This is a genomic window from Kosakonia sp. Marseille-Q7440, from assembly GCF_965119485.1.
In genome coordinates this window covers 2,401,820-2,419,185 of sequence record NZ_CBCPLT010000001.1, presented here as the reverse complement: position 1 = coordinate 2,419,185, position 17,366 = coordinate 2,401,820, and the positions used below count along the sequence as shown (strand labels likewise).

Annotated in this window: 16 protein-coding genes; all 16 read left to right on the top strand. The window is 56.3% G+C overall.

Annotation, left to right across the window (positions count from 1 at the left end):
- The first annotated feature begins 5 nt into the window (after window positions 1–5).
- The 16 genes from ACWPW2_RS11180 to tssE all read left to right on the top strand — a co-directional run bounded on the left by ACWPW2_RS11180 (window position 6) and on the right by tssE (window position 17,363).
- Window positions 6–1,244 carry a DotU family type VI secretion system protein gene (locus tag ACWPW2_RS11180; RefSeq protein WP_454123048.1) on the top strand — a complete coding sequence of 413 codons (1,239 nt, stop codon included), beginning with the start codon at window positions 6–8 and terminating at the stop codon, window positions 1,242–1,244.
- Between the two features lie 3 nt (window positions 1,245–1,247).
- Window positions 1,248–4,859: a type VI secretion system membrane subunit TssM gene (tssM, locus tag ACWPW2_RS11175; protein WP_454123046.1), complete on the top strand. Its 3,612-nt coding sequence runs from the start codon at window positions 1,248–1,250 to the stop codon at window positions 4,857–4,859.
- A gap of 18 nt (window positions 4,860–4,877) precedes the next feature.
- A complete protein-coding gene (tagF, locus tag ACWPW2_RS11170) occupies window positions 4,878–5,588 on the top strand; it encodes a type VI secretion system-associated protein TagF (RefSeq protein WP_023480097.1) in 711 nt (236 codons plus the stop codon).
- An 11-nt stretch (window positions 5,589–5,599) separates the two neighbouring features.
- Entirely contained in the window at window positions 5,600–6,616 is a 1,017-nt protein-coding gene (gene tssA, locus ACWPW2_RS11165; protein ID WP_023480159.1) for a type VI secretion system protein TssA, read from the top strand.
- Window positions 6,617–6,690: 74 nt separating this feature from the next.
- A complete protein-coding gene (tssB, locus tag ACWPW2_RS11160) occupies window positions 6,691–7,215 on the top strand; it encodes a type VI secretion system contractile sheath small subunit (RefSeq protein ID WP_023480163.1) in 525 nt (174 codons plus the stop codon).
- A gap of 3 nt (window positions 7,216–7,218) precedes the next feature.
- The gene (gene tssC, locus ACWPW2_RS11155) at window positions 7,219–8,721 is read left to right on the top strand and encodes a type VI secretion system contractile sheath large subunit (RefSeq protein ID WP_023480123.1); all 1,503 of its coding nucleotides are present in this window, start codon (window positions 7,219–7,221) and stop codon (window positions 8,719–8,721) included.
- A 67-nt stretch (window positions 8,722–8,788) separates the two neighbouring features.
- The gene (locus ACWPW2_RS11150) at window positions 8,789–9,220 is read left to right on the top strand and encodes a Rap1a/Tai family immunity protein (protein WP_454123042.1); all 432 of its coding nucleotides are present in this window, start codon (window positions 8,789–8,791) and stop codon (window positions 9,218–9,220) included.
- Entirely contained in the window at window positions 9,217–9,588 is a 372-nt protein-coding gene (locus tag ACWPW2_RS11145) for a T6SS effector amidase Tae4 family protein (protein ID WP_454123040.1), read from the top strand. The genes ACWPW2_RS11150 and ACWPW2_RS11145 overlap by 4 nt, the downstream gene beginning before the upstream one ends.
- A gap of 326 nt (window positions 9,589–9,914) precedes the next feature.
- The gene (locus ACWPW2_RS11140) at window positions 9,915–10,397 is read left to right on the top strand and encodes an Hcp family type VI secretion system effector (protein WP_023480099.1); all 483 of its coding nucleotides are present in this window, start codon (window positions 9,915–9,917) and stop codon (window positions 10,395–10,397) included.
- Window positions 10,398–10,598: 201 nt separating this feature from the next.
- Window positions 10,599–11,432: a peptidoglycan-binding protein gene (locus tag ACWPW2_RS11135; protein ID WP_454123038.1), complete on the top strand. Its 834-nt coding sequence runs from the start codon at window positions 10,599–10,601 to the stop codon at window positions 11,430–11,432.
- A 3-nt stretch (window positions 11,433–11,435) separates the two neighbouring features.
- The gene (locus tag ACWPW2_RS11130; protein WP_454123036.1) at window positions 11,436–12,230 is read left to right on the top strand and encodes a lysozyme inhibitor LprI family protein; all 795 of its coding nucleotides are present in this window, start codon (window positions 11,436–11,438) and stop codon (window positions 12,228–12,230) included.
- A gap of 139 nt (window positions 12,231–12,369) precedes the next feature.
- Window positions 12,370–14,190, top strand: a complete 1,821-nt coding sequence (gene tagH, locus ACWPW2_RS11125; RefSeq protein ID WP_454123034.1) for a type VI secretion system-associated FHA domain protein TagH — start codon at window positions 12,370–12,372, stop codon at window positions 14,188–14,190.
- On the top strand, window positions 14,187–14,981 hold the full coding sequence (locus ACWPW2_RS11120) for a PP2C family protein-serine/threonine phosphatase (RefSeq protein ID WP_023480106.1): 795 nt from the start codon (window positions 14,187–14,189) through the stop codon (window positions 14,979–14,981). The genes tagH and ACWPW2_RS11120 overlap by 4 nt, the downstream gene beginning before the upstream one ends.
- Window positions 14,982–15,001: 20 nt before the next feature.
- Complete coding sequence (locus ACWPW2_RS11115; RefSeq protein ID WP_454123032.1) at window positions 15,002–15,979, top strand: hypothetical protein; 978 nt, start codon at window positions 15,002–15,004, stop codon at window positions 15,977–15,979.
- A 9-nt stretch (window positions 15,980–15,988) separates the two neighbouring features.
- A complete protein-coding gene (locus ACWPW2_RS11110; RefSeq protein WP_454123030.1) occupies window positions 15,989–16,801 on the top strand; it encodes a type VI secretion system accessory protein TagJ in 813 nt (270 codons plus the stop codon).
- The gene (gene tssE / locus ACWPW2_RS11105) at window positions 16,794–17,363 is read left to right on the top strand and encodes a type VI secretion system baseplate subunit TssE (RefSeq protein WP_023480027.1); all 570 of its coding nucleotides are present in this window, start codon (window positions 16,794–16,796) and stop codon (window positions 17,361–17,363) included. The genes ACWPW2_RS11110 and tssE overlap by 8 nt, the downstream gene beginning before the upstream one ends.
- Window positions 17,364–17,366: the final 3 nt, after the last annotated feature.

Here is a 17,366-nt window from a genome sequence, read left to right as displayed (position 1 = left end):
ACACTATGCAGCAACAACACGCCTCCGGCAGCGATGCCGTCCTGGCAGGAGCAAGTGGTAACAATGCGTTGGTGGCGGCCGCAAATCCGCTGCTCAATGCGATACCGCAGATCCGCTACTCGGTCTCTCATGACGATCAGAGCGGGCTACGTCAGCACCTGATAGATGAAATTCGCCGTTTTGAAGTGCGCTGCCAGCAATCCGGCCTGGCGTACGAAGTCATCGTGGGCGCACGCTACTGTCTTTGCACCGCTCTGGATGAAGCCGCCGCGCTCACACCGTGGGGCAGCCGCGGCGTGTGGTCCGGCAGCGGCCTGCTGGTAACGTTTCATAATGAAACCTGGGGCGGGGAGAAGTTCTTCCAGCTGCTGGCGCGTCTGTCGCAAAACCCGCGCGAGCATATCGCGCTGCTGGAGTTAATCAACTTCTGCCTGCTGCTGGGTTTTGAAGGGCGTTACCGCGTGATGGACAACGGCCGTACGCAGCTTGAAACCATCAAACAGCGTTTATGGCAGATGATCCGCGGCGTGCGGGGTAACTACCCACCGCCGCTCTCGCCGCACCCGGAAGATCAGCCGGTAATGCGCAAATTGTGGCGCCCGGTGATCCCAGTGTGGGCCTGCGCCGGGCTGGCCGGTTTCCTCGCCTGCCTCTTCTATATCGTGCTCAACTGGCGATTGGGCGATAACACCAATCCGGTGCTGGCGAAGATCTACCAGACGCAGCTGCCGGAAGTTTCAGTTCAACAGCCGGTACAGCATGTGCAGCCGGTGCTTAACCTGCGCGAGTTTCTGCGTCCTGAGATCAAGGCCGGCCTGGTGGCGGTACGTGATGAGGCCGATCGCAGCGTCGTGACCCTGAAAGGTGACGGGCTGTTTGCCTCTGCCTCCACGGTTGCGCGCGATAGCTACGAGCCGGTCATCGACCGCGTTGCGCAGGCAATGAACAATGTCAGCGGTAAGATCCTGGTGGTCGGCTTTAGCGATAACGTGCCGATTCGCAGCGCACGTTTCGCCTCCAACTATGAACTGTCGCTTGAGCGCGCGCGCTCTGTGCAGTCGCTGCTGCAAAAACACCTTTCGCAGCCGGAGCGTGTGAAAGCCGAAGGGCGAGGGGAGATGGATCCCATCGCGCCGAACAACTCGGCCGAAAACCGCGCGCGTAACCGCCGTGTCGAAATTACCTTGCTTGTGTCGCCGGAAAATACGGCCGCCGAGCTGAACGGACTGCCGCAAGGAAACTAATGGATGAACATGTTGCTTTCATTGCTGACTAACCGCATTTTGTGGGGTTTCCTTGGCGTTACCGGGCTGGCTGCGGTTATCTGGATGATCGGGCCGCTGCTGTCGGTCGTCGACTCCCGACCGCTGGAGTCCGAGCAAAACCGCATGATCGCCATTGCGGTGATGTACCTGATTTGGGTTCACAGCCACATTGTGCCGCGTCTCTATAATGCGTGGCTCAACCGCAAGCTGATGGACAACCTTAAAAGCGAAGAGGCGAAGGATCCTGCTGAGCGTCAACGTCTGACCAGCGACGACCAGGTGCTGAATGACCGTTTCGAAGAGGCGGCACAGGTACTGAAAAAAGCGCACTTTAACCAGCCGGGCCAGCGTGGCCTCTGGACCCAGCGTTTCAGCACCCAGTACCTCTATCAGCTGCCGTGGTATGTGATTATCGGCGCGCCAGGCTCTGGTAAAACCACCGCGCTGGTAAACTCCGGCCTGCAATTTCCGCTCGCCGACCGCTTTGGCAAAACCGCGCTGCGCGGCATTGGCGGAACGCGCAACTGCGACTGGTGGTTTACTAATGAAGCCGTCCTGCTTGATACCGCCGGACGCTACACCACGCAGGAGAGCGAGCAGGTTCAGGACGCCAGTGAATGGAATAAATTCCTCGGCCTGCTGCAGAAATACCGCCGCCGTCAGCCGATCAACGGTGTGATTATTACCATCAGTATCGCCGACCTGCTGACCCAGTCGGCCGAAGCCTCGCGCGAGCAGGCGCTCAATCTGCGTAAACGTCTCACCGAACTGCATGAGCAGCTGGGCATTCGTTTCCCGGTCTATGTGCTGGTAACAAAAGCTGACCTGCTTAAAGGCTTCCGCGCCTATTTCTCCGGCTTTGATAAAGCGCAGCGCGATCAGATTTGGGGCTTTACCTTCCCGTGGGAAAAAGCGAAGCTCGCCGATTTCGATCTGCAGGGCAGTTTTATTCAGGAGTTTGCGCTGCTGCAACAGCGTCTGGACGCCGGTCTGCCGGATACGATGCTGCGCGAGAGCGATCCGCAGGTGCGCGCCGAGTGCTTCCTCTTTCCGCAAGAGTTTGCCGCGCTGCGTCCGCTACTGTCGGACTATCTGGATACGATTTTTGCCCGCTCCAACTTTGAAACCGAGTTCTCGCCGCGCGGTATCTATTTCGCCAGCGGTACGCAGGAAGGTTTGCCATTCGATCGGGTGATGGGTGAGCTTAACCGCGCGCTCTCTCTGCCGCAGGGCAAATCGGGCGATAACTGGGATTCCGTCAGCAAAGATGAACCGGTGCCGGGTGGTAAAGGGCAGAGCTTCTTTATCAAGCACCTGCTGCAGAACGTTATCTTCCAGGAAGCGGGGATCGCCGGGCAGAACCGCTGGTGGGAGCTGCGCAGCCGTGCAGTGATCTGGTCTGGTTATGCCGCACTGCTGGCGCTGCTGGTCATCCTCAGCGCGCTCTGGTTCACCAGCTACGGCAACAACAAAGATTACCTTGATGAAGTCCAGGCGAAAGTGCCGGCGCTCGATCAGGAGATTAAAGCGCTGCGTAACCGACAGCAGGGCGATCTGTTTGCCTTACTGCCCCTGCTGAATGGCCTTGCCGAGCTGCCGCAGAGTGAAGAGTTCGACATCAATCATCCGCCGATTACCCGCCGGATGGGGCTCTATCGCGGTAACGATGTCTCGGATGCCTCGCAGGCGCTCTACCGAAAAGCGCTGGAGCAGATGCTGCTGCCGGAAGTAGCAATGCGAGTCACCACCTGGCTGCGTAACGACAACGGCAGTGACGTCGAGTACAGCTATGAAGCGCTGAAAGCGTATCAGATGCTCTACCAGCCGAAACATTACGATGGCAAATTCCTGCACTCATGGGTGATGCTCAACCTGGAACGCAATCTGCCTCAGAACGTAACCAAAGCACAGATCCGCCAGCTGGAGTGGCACCTGACGCAGTTGCTGGAGGAGCAGATTGTCGCTTCGCCCTATGCAAAAGATGACGCGCTCATCAGCCGCGAGCAGGCGTTGATTAACCAGCAGCCACTCTCAACGCGCGTGTATGGACGCCTTAAACGCCTGCTGGAGCGTGATGAAAACCTCAAGCCGGTGTCGCTGGCTACGCTGGGTGGTCCGCAGAGTGAACTGGTCTTCTCGCGTAAAAGCGGCAAGCCGGTGAACGATGGCATCCCGGGTCTCTATACGCCAAATGGTTACTGGAACAGTTTCAATGCGCAGATAGCGCCGGTGACCGCCTCCCTGCATGAAGATGACGCCTGGGTATTAGGCTCAACCACGCAGCCGGAAGATAAACAGCAGACCGATAATGCGGTGCGTCAGCTCTACGCTCGCGACTTCATTACCATCTGGGACAGCTTCTTAAGCGACATTCAGCTGAATAACAGCGCCGATCTCAATCAGCGCATCAATACGGCGCGCGTTCTCTCCAGCAACAACTCACCGCTGCGCCGTCTGGTGGTTAACCTCAGCCAGCAGCTGACGCTGGTGCGCGATGACCCTGCTGCGGCGGAGAAAGAGAAAAACCCTGAAAGTAGCAATCGCGGTACACAGATGCTGGAGTCGCTCTTCAGCAATCGTGAAAACAACGCTGCGGGCAACGCGGCCGCTAACCAGACGCCTGAACAGCGCGTGACCGAGCACTTTGCACCGATCATTGAGCTGGCGCAGCCGCTGGAGAAAGGCGGTAAAACCATCGTCTTTGATGATTTCCTCAAGCAGGTTGATGAACTCTATCGCTACCTGACGGCGGTGCAGGATGCAGCCAACAGCGGCATGCCAGCGCCGGGCGGAGAGGCGATCAGCCGTCTGCAGGCGAGCGCAGGGCGCTTGCCGGGCGGCCTGCAAACCATGTTCAGCAACATGGCGGTGGGTGCCAGCAGCGATACGCAACGCCGTGATATGGAGAATGTGCGTAAGCGTATCAGCGTTGAAGTGGGCAGCTTCTGCCGTCAGGCAATCGCCGGGCGTTACCCGCTGGTGCGTTCTGCCAGCGCTGAAGTGACGCCGGACGATCTGGCGCGTATGTTTGCCCCTGGCACCGGTCTGATGGATGTCTTCTTTCGCGATAACCTGACCAATAAAGTTGATACCACGCAGGCCACATGGCGCTTTATGCCGGGGATCGATGGTAAAACGCTGCCGGGAAGCGAAGGGGTGCTGGTCCCGTTCCAGCAGGCACAGTCGATTCGCGATGCCTTCTTTGCCAATGGCAGTGCAACACCCTCTTTTCGTACCACGGTGCGTACAGTGCGGATGGATAACACTATCCTCAATATGACGCTGGATGTGGACGGGCAGATCCTGCGCTACAGCCATGGGCCGCAGGCGGTACAAATTGTTAGCTGGCCGGGAACAGGCGGCACCAACCAGGTGCGCATGCAGTTGGGTCTGGCCAATGGTACAACCGCAACACTGGTGACCAACGGCGCCTGGGCGCTGAACCGCTTTTTCGATAAAGCGCGCGTAAGCCCTGGCAGCAGCAGCCTGAGCCGCCAGGCGACATTCACGGTTGACGGGCATCAGGTCACGCTGGAGTTTGCGCCTAACAGTATCCGCAATCCGTTCCAGCTTCCACGATTCGCATGTCCTTGATCCGCAAAGGAACGCCTAATGACTACGACTTCTGCAATTAGCTGGTATGGAAAATTGCCCAGTGCGGGTGATTTTCTCCAGCGCCGCTTTCCCGACGCTCTGCAGCGTCAATGGTCCCACTGGTTTCAGGTGGGATTGATGAACTGGCAAAAAGAGGAGCAGCGCGGCGGTGAACGGCAGTTCAGCAATGCGCCAATCTGGAACTTCGTTGTTCCGCCGATGCTGGGCGGACAGCAGGTTCAGATGGGATGCCTGCTTCCGGGGCGTGACAGCGTTGGCCGCCAGTATCCGCTCTGCGCGCTGATGGCGATTAACCCACTGGAGTGGTCGCCGCGTCACCTGGCGCAAGCGGGTGACTGGTATCAGCAGCTCGGTCGCACCATGCTGCACGCCGTGCGCAACGGCTATTCACCGGAGCAGCTCGATCAGGCGCTGCTTGCTATCCCGCCGGTGCAGCTGGCGGAGCCGGAAGCGCGGTCGGAAATTCTTGATGTGATTGGTTATGAAGGCGATGGCGAATCATCGATCGGCTGGCAGCAGGCCGCCGAATGCTTTGATCCGCAGCGTCAGATCAGTTTCTGGTGGACCAACCGTAGCGATGGGTATCCGCTCTACACGCATGTGCACAGCGGCAACTTTACCGGTCAACTTTTTACGCTACTGTTTGAACCGGCAGGCGGCGCAAGACCCGGTCGTCACGGTCTTTACCCACCGATGTTTGATGAATAAGCAGGTTGCGGATGACTATTGAAACGTTACTGGCTCCGGTTACTGCGGAGCAGCCGTGCGGCGAAAACCTTGAGTACGACGCCGATTTCCAGGCGATGGAGCAGGCGAGCCTTGGCAAAGCCGAGCAGCAGTTTGGCAGCACCATTATTCCGGCTGAACCGGCTGACTGGACGCGCGTGGAAAAACTGGCCACCGGCTTGCTTTCACGCACCAAAGATATCCGCGTGATGATGGCGTTGACCCACGCATGGACACGCCGCCGCGGCCTTGAAGGGTATGCGGACGGCTTGCTGTTGCTGGGCCAGGCGCTCTCCCTGTACTGGGATCAGCTCTGGCCATCCCTGACCGACGGCGGCGAGTTTGATCCCTTCTTTCGCATTAACGCGCTGGCCGGGTTAAGCGATAAATCATCGCTAACCACCACGCTTCGCCAGTCCGTATTACTGCGCAGCAACGGCGATGAGATTATCGTGCGTGATGCGCAGTCGCTGCTCGACGGCAGCAAAACCGAGTGTGCAGGCTACCCTGGTGGACGGGTGCGCCTGATTGATGAGTTGACGCGCGGCGGTCAGCCTGGCATTGAAGCTATCGGGCAAATCGAAGGGCGTCTGCAAACCATCCGTACATGGCTGCTGGAACAACTGGGCGAAAGCGGGGTGCCGGAAATGGAACAGTTACTCAAGACCGTGGGTATGATTGCAGGTGTCAGCCGTGCTTCCCGCTCCGATGAGCCTGTGGAGAGCACATCGGAGCCGCAACCAACGCAGAGCGCTGCGCAACCTGCGGCTGCCGTTCCGTTACCGGCGATGACCGACTGGCGTACCGCGCAGGTCGCCACGCGTGCAGATGCCCAGTTAATGCTGGAGAAGGTAAAACAGTACTTTGCCCAGCATGAGCCGAGCCACCCCGCACCGCTGATGATCGACCGCGTGCAGCGGTTAATCGAGCTGGACTTTATGGAGATCATTCGCGATCTGGCGCCGGACGGCGTCAATCAGCTACAAAATATTTTTGGGCGTCAGGAGTGACGCAAACCGCGTTATGACGGCAGGCGTGTTGCCTGTCATCAAACCTTCACCGCGTATATTCGATGGAGAACATCATGGCAATGAGTAACAGTGGTCAGAAATTTATCGCCCGCAACCGCGCGCCGCGCGTACAGATCGAGTACGACGTGGAAGTTTACGGCGCGGAGCGCAAAATCCAGCTTCCGTTTGTGATGGGCGTAATGGCGGATCTGGTAGGGAAACCGGTGGAGAACTTACCTTCTATTGAAGAGCGTAAATTCCTCGAAATCGACGTCGACAACTTCGATGAACGTATGAAAGCGCTGAAACCGCGCGTCGCGTTCAACGTAGACAACACCCTGACCGGTGATGGCCGTCTGAACGTGGATTTAACCTTCGAAAGCATGGATGACTTCCTGCCGGACGCCGTTGCCCGCAAAGTCGAACCGTTGAATAAGCTGCTGGAGGCGCGTACCCAGCTCTCTAACCTGCTGACCTATATGGACGGTAAAAACGGTGCTGAAGAGCTGATTGCAAAAGTGCTGCAGGATCCGACCCTGCTGAAATCACTCAGCCAGATGCCGAACAGTGACGAGAGTGCGCAAGGTAAAGAGGAATAATTGATGAGCAATCCTTCTCAACAACAAGAACTGCAGCAGGGTGCCCAGTCCTTTAGCCAGGACGAATTCAGCTCTCTGCTCAATAAAGAGTTTCGTCCTAAAACCGATCAGGCGCGTTCCGCGGTCGAAAGCGCGGTGAAAACCCTGGCGCAGCAGGCGCTGGAGAACACCGTTACTTTCTCGTCCGACACCTATCGCACCATTCAGAACCTGATTGCCGGTATTGACGAGAAGCTGTCGCAGCAGATCAACCAGATTATTCACCACGAAGATTTCCAGAAGCTTGAGAGCGCATGGCGCGGCCTGAGCCACCTGGTGAATAACACTGAAACTGATGAGATGCTGAAGATCCGCTTTATGAGCATCTCCAAGCAGGAGCTGGGTCGCAACCTGAAGCGCTATAAAGGCGTCGGCTGGGATCAGAGCCCACTGTTCAAAAAAATCTACGAAGAAGAGTATGGCCAGTTCGGTGGCGAACCGTTCGGCTGCCTGGTCGGCGACTACTACTTCGACCACAGCCCACAGGATGTGGAGCTGCTGGGTGAAATGGCGCGTATCGGCGCGGCCTCACACTGCCCGTTCATTACCGGTACCGCACCAAGCGTGATGCAGATGGAGTCCTGGCAGGAGCTGGCGAACCCGCGCGATTTGACGAAGATCTTCCAGAACACCGAGTACGCTGCATGGCGTTCGCTGCGTGAGTCTGAAGATGCGCGTTACCTGGGCCTGGTTATGCCGCGTTTCCTCGCGCGTCTGCCGTACGGTATTCGTACCAACCCGGTCGACAGCTTCGATTTTGAAGAAGAGACCGATGGTGCTAACCACAACAACTACACCTGGTCGAATGCCGCTTACGCAATGGCGACCAACATCAACCGCTCCTTTAAAGAGTACGGCTGGTGCACCTCCATCCGCGGCGTTGAGTCCGGCGGTGCGGTAGAAAACCTGCCTTGCCACACCTTCCCGAGCGATGACGGCGGCGTGGACATGAAGTGTCCGACCGAGATTGCCATCAGCGATCGCCGTGAGGCGGAACTGGCGAAAAACGGCTTTATGCCGCTGATCCACCGCAAAAACTCCGACTTTGCTGCCTTTATTGGTGCTCAGTCACTGCAAAAACCGATGGAGTACCACGACGCTGATGCCACCGCCAACGCGCGCCTGGCTTCCCGTCTGCCGTATCTCTTCGCCTGCTGCCGCTTTGCGCACTACCTGAAGTGCATCGTGCGTGACAAGATCGGCTCCTTCCGCGAGCGTGATGAGATGGAACGCTGGCTGAACGACTGGGTGATGAACTACGTCGACGGTGACCCGGCAAACTCCTCGCAGGAGACCAAAGCGCGTAAACCGCTGGCTGCTGCAGAAGTGCAGGTGCAGGAGATCGAAGACAACCCGGGCTACTACGCGGCGAAGTTCTTCCTGCGTCCGCACTACCAGCTGGAAGGTCTGACCGTTTCTCTGCGTCTGGTTTCAAAACTGCCGTCGCTGAAAACTAAAGAGGCGTAAGGCTGTAAGACCGTAAGCGCGCTGCGCTTACGGTCAACTAATACTTTTCGTAACAGAGGGATTTGTGATGAAAATGAGAGCACTACTTGTCACTATTTTAATAACAGTGCCTGTGATGGTTTTAGCGGAAACTAAAACGTATGAATATCCCAGGGCTGAATCTTTACCAGAAGATGACACTTCTGTATTCCCACGCGATCCTGCGCTTTTAACCGGGCATGATGTTAAGCTCACCGCCGAGCGTTTTTTCAACGCCTGGAATAATAAAAAAAACGAACGTGAGCGCATTAAGGCTGATATGTATTTTTTAGGCGTGCTGGATGCAACCGAAGGTAAAACGTGGTGTAACTACAAAAAAATCCTTCCCAGCTCCGCGCATGAATATATTTATTCAAGCTTATCAAAAATGAAACCAGAGGAAAGAGAACAACCTGCAGCTGAGTATATTGCAAATTCCATGGCTGACATTCTTCCTTGCGCCAAAAGGAGTGAAAAATGAGACCATTATATGAGCAGTTGAAAAGGCAGCATTACTCTTCAAATGATGTGCGAGCAGGTTTCGTGGACTCTGATGCTCTGTTTTCAGAAATAGGCTATGATTTTAAGGCCTTACTGCGACAAGGTGACCAGTACGAAAACACTTGTGCAGTAAGAATGAGCCTGGCGCTGCTAAAATGTAATATTGAGTTTTCAGGACGGTTTACGATCAGAAAAGGCCCATTAAAAGGTAAAAAATTTGAAATGGGAGCCAAACTTTTGGCCGACCAACTCAATAAATCCCATATTTTTGGTAGTGCGGAAATTTACACTGACAAAGTCGAGGGTGGTCGGGCCCTTTTAAAACGCCGTGGTGTCGTTTTTTTTTAATAGAATTGATGGTTATGGCGGTGGGCATATTGATATGCTTGAGCCCCTGACAAGTAATTCTTTTATTTGTAACTCAAACTGCTTTCCGCATTGCAAGGAAATCTGGTTCTGGGAATTAAACTGATTCACAGTAATCAAATTATCACTTTAAAAGATTAAATTTCTCTGTGTGAGAGAAAACGAATTTCTGAAGAAACAACCGTTTTTTCGGAATGTAAAGAGGCAGAGGTAAAATATGGACGGTTTTATTCAGCCCCATTCTTACCCATTTGCCATATAAGCGCTTTTTCGAAAGCAATATTTATCATTAACGAAGAGTAAATATTATGGCTATTGATATGTTTCTGAAGGTCGATGGAGTTACGGGCGAGTCTAAAGACTCTAACCACACCGGCTGGACTGATATCACATCTTTCTCCTGGGGTGCTTCACAGCCAGGGAACATGAGCGTTGGCGGTGGCGGCGGTGCCGGTAAAGTGAATTTCAACGACCTGCATGTAAATGCACTCATTGACAAATCTACTACCGCTATCCTGAAGCACTGCTCCAGCGGCAAGCATCTGACCAAAGTTGAACTCTCTGTCTGCAAAGCAGGTGGTCAGCAGGTTGAATATGCTCGCATCACTCTGGAAGACGTGCTGGTGACCTCCGTTCAGTACACCGGTGCTGACAACGGCGACACCGTAGGTGTGACCTATGCGTTCCAGGCTGCGAAAGTGAAACAGCAGTACTGGGAGCAGTCCTCTTCCGGCGGTAAAGGTGCTGAAACCAGCGCTGGCTGGAACATCAAAGAAAACAAAGAAGCGTAATTGCTTCGGTGAGCCCGCAAGGGCTCACCCTGTTTTCTTGCTACTAAACACCACACATTTCCTCTTTAGTTTTGACTTCCTCTTATCAAATAGCGTGTTTCCTGCAACAGAGAGCTATTGCTACTCAAACGCAGCAGCTTTGCTGAAAGCTGTGTCGTTTGAATGCGTATAAATATTAAAGAATATTTTGAGGATGAACGAATGAGTGTTCTGCGCAAGGGTGATCGTGGTACGAATGTCAAAGAGTTACAACAACTGCTGAGTAAGGCAGGGTTTAACGTCGGTGATGATGGTATTTTCGGCTTAAAAACGGAAATGGCTGTCAAACAATTCCAGGCAAAACAGAATCTCCATGTGGACGGTATTGTCGGGCGTCGTACGCTCGCTGCATTGGGTAAACCCGTGACAACCCGCGCACCGCAGCCGCCGATCTCCGGTAGCGCAGGGCGTCAGGCGGTTGGCGCAATGGATATTTCCGCAAGTGGCATGAGCTTCATTTTTCATCGCGAAGCCTGGGTGAACAAAAGCTGTTATCTGCACTGGCCAGGCGGCGCAAGCGGCGTTACGCTTGGGCCGGGCTACGATATGAAAGAGCGATCTGAGCAGTCCATCAAAGCTAAAATGATGGAAATTGGTATCGATGCCATTACAGCAGAGAAGATCAGTAAAGCCGCCGGGCTGAAGGACGACAAAGCGAGCCAGTTTGCGAAAGATAACGCCACCCTGGTGCGCCTGACTGACGAGCAGGAGACAAACTTACTGCGTGCAACGGTTCCCCCGTATGTCAACAAGGTGAGAAATGGTATTTTTGTGCAGCTCAAACAGTATGAGTTTGATGCCCTGGTCTCCTTCGCTTATAACCCGGGAGGACGCCTGAGCAACGTGTTTGGCTTTATCAACCGCGGGCAGATCTCTGACGCGATGACGGAAATTAAGCGCGCCAATACCAGTAAGCATAAGGTGATGAAGGGCTTGATCAATCGTCGTAACTTTGAAGTGAATTTGTACTTAAACGGCGACTATGGGAACAACTGACCGATGAAGACGCATAAAATTGTGATGCTGGCGGCGGCAATCTCCGCAGCGACCCTGATGCCGTCACTTGCGCTGGCGGCTAAGTCGCCGGTTACGGGCGAGTGGCAGGTTAAGCAAGCTTTTATCAATACGGAATCTGAACGTACTCTGAACTACCAGTTCAATGACGATCGCCTGGTGGGGCGCTTTCTTAGCGTGACCGATAAAGGGATCTCCACGTCGCTGCCGGGCGGGTCAAACTGCCAGTCACCGACGATAAAAGAGAACGGTTCTACGCTTAACGCCTGGATTGCGGCAACGCAATCTATTCCGGAGAAAGACGCAGCTAAAACCTATGAGCTGGGCTTAGACGGTAAAGCGAAGGCGCAGGTTGAGAACATTACCTGTGCATCAGGAAACTTCTCTAACGGCGATCCGGGCGCTGATGCCAGTTTCGCTGTGGTCAACAAAAGCGTACTGCTCAACTGGACCGATGGCACCATCCTGTTACTCGCGCCAGTAGATAAAAACAGCAAGCCGAAAGCGTCGTTTGACTGTGCTAAAGCGGCTTCTGCACCGGAAAAAGCGATCTGCAGCGATCGCGAGCTGGCGTCGCTGGACAGCAGCGTCGCGCGCTCCTACCGCTCCTTCCGCCAGGAAGCGGTCAAGGTTGGTAACAAGGATCTCGATAAACAGCTGCAATCGCAGCAGAAAGCGTGGTTAAGCCAGCGCAACAACTGCAATGCGGACACGCAGTGCCTGAAGAAATCGATGAACGATCGTCTGGAAACCCTGGCACACAGCCTGGATGGCGTCTGAGTCGTATCACAATAGCGGGGAGGGCGTACTGCCTTCCCCGCAGTGGGCTGAGTAACGCTTTAGATGCCCGTATTCAAACGCAGCCGCTTTACCCAAAACGGCGCCGTTTGAGTGCACATAACTCCAGCAGGAATACGCGATGCGATTCACTATTATCACCAATAAACCCGGTCATCAGCCGCCGCAAAGCCGCTGCGACTTTTATCCTCCGGGCGGCACCATTGGCCGCGGCACCGACAATAATCTGGTGCTGCCGGATAACGACCGCTCTATTTCCCGTCTGCAGGCCATTGTTCATATCTCCGGCACGGGCGAATGCCGTGTCACCAACCGCGGCAACGTTACGCGCGTCGTGCTCAACGACATTCCGCTGGAGCGCGGCCGCCAGGTCGAGCTTCAGGATGGGGACATTCTCGGTATCGATGAATACCGCATCGAAGTGAGCGATCTCATTCAGGACACGCAGCCGGTGAGCCGCATGGCCGAGGAGATGTATCCGAAGCCGACGCCTGCTCCGGCGGCGAAGCCTGCACCTGCACCGGCCGCTGCGCCAAAAAATGCCGCAGAGAGCGCACCTGCCTCCGTGCCGACGGAGATCTGGGACAGCCTGATGCAGGAGTTCTCTATCTCCGACAGCATCTCCAGCAGCCGCGCCAAATCCGCCGAGCCGCAAAACCTCAATCCCTTTGCTGAACCGAAAGAGCCGGAGCGCAACCCGGAAGACCCGCTCTCATTGTTGGGCAACCATGAGCCGCTGGTGGCACCAAAATCCCTCGATTCGGACAATCTGTTCAATGACGAACAGCTGTTTAAAAATGACAGCATCTTTAATGACGCCACGCCATCGACCTTAGTCCCGCCGGTTGAACCGGTACAGGCACCGAAAGAGAGTACGTCTGAGAGTGACGAACTCGATCCGCTGGCACTGTTTGGCGGCAGCGGTAGTGCTCCGCAGGCGCGCAGCGACGATCCCCTAGGGCTGCTGAGCGGTGCCGTTCCGCTGGCGAATGCTGATGAGATTGCCCCCGCGAAACCGCAGGAGCCGGTGCAGCCGATCATCACCGATCTGCAGGCCAGCGAGCCGCCGGCAGAGCCGCAGCCGATTATTACCGATCTGCACGCAGAGGATTTGAGCGCTACGCCGCTCTTCGCCGAAGAGGAGTCGCTGCCGCTGCAGGAAGATGTACAGGAGCCGCAGGATTATGCCGGCATCACGCTGCCAACGCCGCAGGCGGTACAGCGCAGCGCGGCGCAGACGCCGAAAGGGCGCTTGCGTATCGATCCGGTGCAGAGCCCCGGTGCGAAAACAGCGCCTGCCAGCACGTCGGGCGGCAGCGGAGATGTGCTGCAGGGCGAGCTGCTTGAAGCGCTGCTTGAAGGGATGGGGCTTGGCGATATGCAGCCCGTTCCGCAGTTTGATAAAGAGAACATGCGCCAGTTTGGCCAGATGTTAAGTATGTTCTCGCAGGGCACCGTGGCGCTGCTCTCCTCGCGTTCGATCTTAAAGCGCGGCGTGAAAGCGGATATGACCATGGTGCTGGATGATGCAAACAACCCGTTCAAACTGCTGCCGTCGGGTAAAACCGTGCTGATGCAGATGTTCGGCAACCGCATGCCGGGCTTTATGCCGCCGAAAAAATCGGTGCGCGATGCGCTGATCGATCTGCAGGCGCACCAGTTGGGGATGATCTCCGGTATCCGCGCCATTATCGCGGCGATGCTGCAATCCTTTAATCCTGAGCAGCTGGAAGAGGATGCAAAACGTGACGGCGCGACCTCACGTCTTGGCGTGCTCTCCAACCGCAAGGCCGCGATGTGGGACTACTTTGTGCGCACCTATGCGCAAACCGCCGGTGAGATTGACGATGACTTCCATACCCTGTTCGGTGAAGCGTTCCTCCACGCTTACGACATGGAGGTTAACCAGTACAAAGACTCACAAAGCGGATCGGAAGAATGAATATCAGCACCGCCTCAATATCACGACAAGGCGAGCGTGCCAGTAATCAGGATCAGACCGGAGAAACTATCGGCGAGCGTGCCGCCTGTTTTGTCGTCTGCGATGGCATCGCCGGTTTGCCCGGCGGTGACAAGGCGGCCGAACTGGCGCGCAATGCCATCATCACCGAGTTTGACGGCGATGAGCACCTCAATGCCCAGTACATTCGCAACTACATCAACGGCGCGAATCGTGCAATCCGTAAAGAGCAGCAAGCGGTACGGGATTACAACCGCATGGGCACCACCATGGTCAGCCTGTTTATCGATCGCGATTACGAGCTGGCTTACTGGGCCCACGCCGGAGACAGCCGTCTCTATCTCTTTCGCCGCGGCTGGCTCTATCATGTGACCACCGATCACAGCCTGGTCCAGCAGATGAAAGACGCCGGACATCAGGTTGAAGGCATTAACGGTAACCTGCTCTATTTCGCGCTTGGACTCGGCGAAGATGAGCGCGAGCCGAGCTACAGCGATGTGGTGCCGATTGAAGATGGTGACGCTTTCTTATTGTGTACGGATGGTTTCTGGCACGGCGTCACCGAAGAGCAGATGCAGCAGTCGCTGCATATGGTCAATACGCCCGACGAGTGGCTGACATTAATGAACCAAATCCTGCTGAAAAACGGTGCCGGGTCACAAACCCAGCAGGATAACTACAGCGCCGTGGCGGTGTGGATGGGTACGCCTCAGGAGACCACGCTTTTGCATACGATCTCTGAAGCCGCTCAGTTTTTCCCTCTTCGTGATTGATACAGCTTACAAGGACTTTTATGAAACTTTGGCTACCGGGTTTGGCCCTGCTTGCAGCATGTGGCAGCGCGCAGGCAGAAAACTACCGCATCGTGCAATCGCCTTCGCAAAAACTGGATGTCTGGATCGACAATGTTGAGGATAACACCCCCAAAAGCTGGTGCGGCAAGACGCTGCCGCTGCGCATTGTCACCGGCGGCGAGAAAAAGCCTTCCGTTCTGAATAACTTCTTACCGCGCCTTGGCGCGCTGCTGGAAAACCAGTGCGGTGCCCTGACGCAGGTGCACTGGAAACTGACCGACGCGCAGGGCGCAACGCTGGCCGAAGGTACCGCAGATAAAGCCAAAGAGTGGCAACCGGTTGTGACCACAAACGGCGCGGCACCGGCACAAGCCACCACGCTGCAACAGCCGGTTGGCCGCCCTGAAGATCTCTCCCCGCCCGCCAACCGTGCGCCGTGGCAGGAGTTCACCCTGCAGGATGGTTGCCACCTGCGCACCTTCTGGCAGGGCGACGCCAGCGCAGCGGCACTCTTCATCCCCGCTAAAGAGGATGGAAAATGCGAGAAGGGCGGCTGGCTGAACGGTCGCAGCGATGTTACGCAGGTCAGCAACGGCGCTGAAAAGAAAATTACCATGACCTTCGTTCACGGTTTCCCGGTGAGCGGCCTGAGCGACAAAGTTGATGCCGACCGTCTGCTGATCACTACCGTCAATAACGAGCGTATGGTAGTGAGCGAAGGCAGCCTGGCGCAAAGCTGGATGATCCTGCCTTACGTCAACAGCCTCAACGGCTGGCAGGCCAACGGCACCGTCGCCGTAGAGATTTCGCGCGAAGTTGCCAGCGATGCCACGCGCTTAAAAGCACGGCTCGATGAAGTGCGCAAAGTCTGGACGCCGTGGTTTGAGCCGGGCACCCGCCTCAATATTCTGCTGATTGACTCCCTGCATCCGCAGTTGCGCGATCCCGCAGTCGGGACCTACAAAACCGTCAACTAAGGAGCAGCCATGAACACCCTATTTCAACAACTGGCGGGCGAATCCCTGCAGGATAGCCTCGCGCAGCTTGAGAGCCGTATCCGCAGCCAGCCCGGCGACGCCGATTTACGCGCCGCGTTCGCGCAGCTGCTCTGCCTGGACGGCAACTGGACACGCGCGCAGGCGCAGTTAAAAAGCTGGCAGGGGCTCAAGCCGCAGGCACAGCCGACCGTCACCCTGCTGGAGCAGGCGATCGAAGGCGAGCGTCAGCGTGCCGACGTCATAGCCGGGCGGGCGCGTCCGGTTGCGCCGGTCGAGCAGTATCCGTGGCTGGCAGAGATGATTAGCGCGCTGGATCCGCAGGGCAGTGATGCCGACGCGCTACGTGACGCGGCGCTGGAGAAGGCCGACGCCAACCCCGGTCAGCTCGCCACACAGGATGGGCAGACGGTAGCGTTCGACTGGCTGATGGATGGCGACAGCCGCTTTGGGCCGGTATGCGAAGCGATTGTGAATGGTCGCTACTTCTGGCTGCCGTTTAGCGCCATCTCCGCGATGCAGTTTCAGCCGCCCGCCAGCGTCACCGATTTAGTCTGGCGCCACACGCTGGTGCGCCTGCGCGATGGCAGTGAACAGGTGTGCCAGATCCCGGCGCGCTATCCGCTGGAGGCTAATGCAGAAGATCGCTTTAAACTCTGTCGCGTTACCGAATGGCAGCAGCTTGCGAGCGAGTCTGCGCACTACCTCGGGATGGGGCAAAAAGTGTGGCTCAATGACGGTGCCGAATATTCGCTGCTCGATCTCGCCACAGTGACCTTCGCTGCGGACGCGACGAATGAGTAACTCTGCGCAACATGATGAGGGCGATCTGCTGCGCAGCGGCTGGCGCTCGCGTCGCGGCAAAGAGACCGTCGGCGCGCGCGACAAAATGCAGCCCTCGCTGCTCGATCGCCTGACCGATGACGCACCGGACAAAGCGCAGGAGCCGGCGAATAACAATCTGATCACTCACTCGGCGCTGCGCCGCAACGTGCTGCGCGATCTGCAGTGGCTGTTTAATACCATCAACAACGAAGCGCAGCAGGATCTCTCCGGCTTCGATGAGGTGCGCCGCTCGGTAGTGAACTTCGGGGTTTCGCCGCTGGCGGGCAAGCGGATGTCCGATATCGAATGGAATGATATTCAACGCAAGCTCACCGATGCGATCCTGCACTTTGAGCCGCGCATCCTGCCGCAGGGCCTGCAGGTGCGCTGCATCTCCGATACCAAATCGCTGGATCTGCACAATATCCTGTCGATTGAGATCAAAGGTCGTTTGTGGTGTGTGCCCTATCCGCTGGAGTTCCTTTTTCGCACCGATGTGGATCTTGAAAACGGGCATTTCGAGTTGAAAGACGCGGGGTAATTC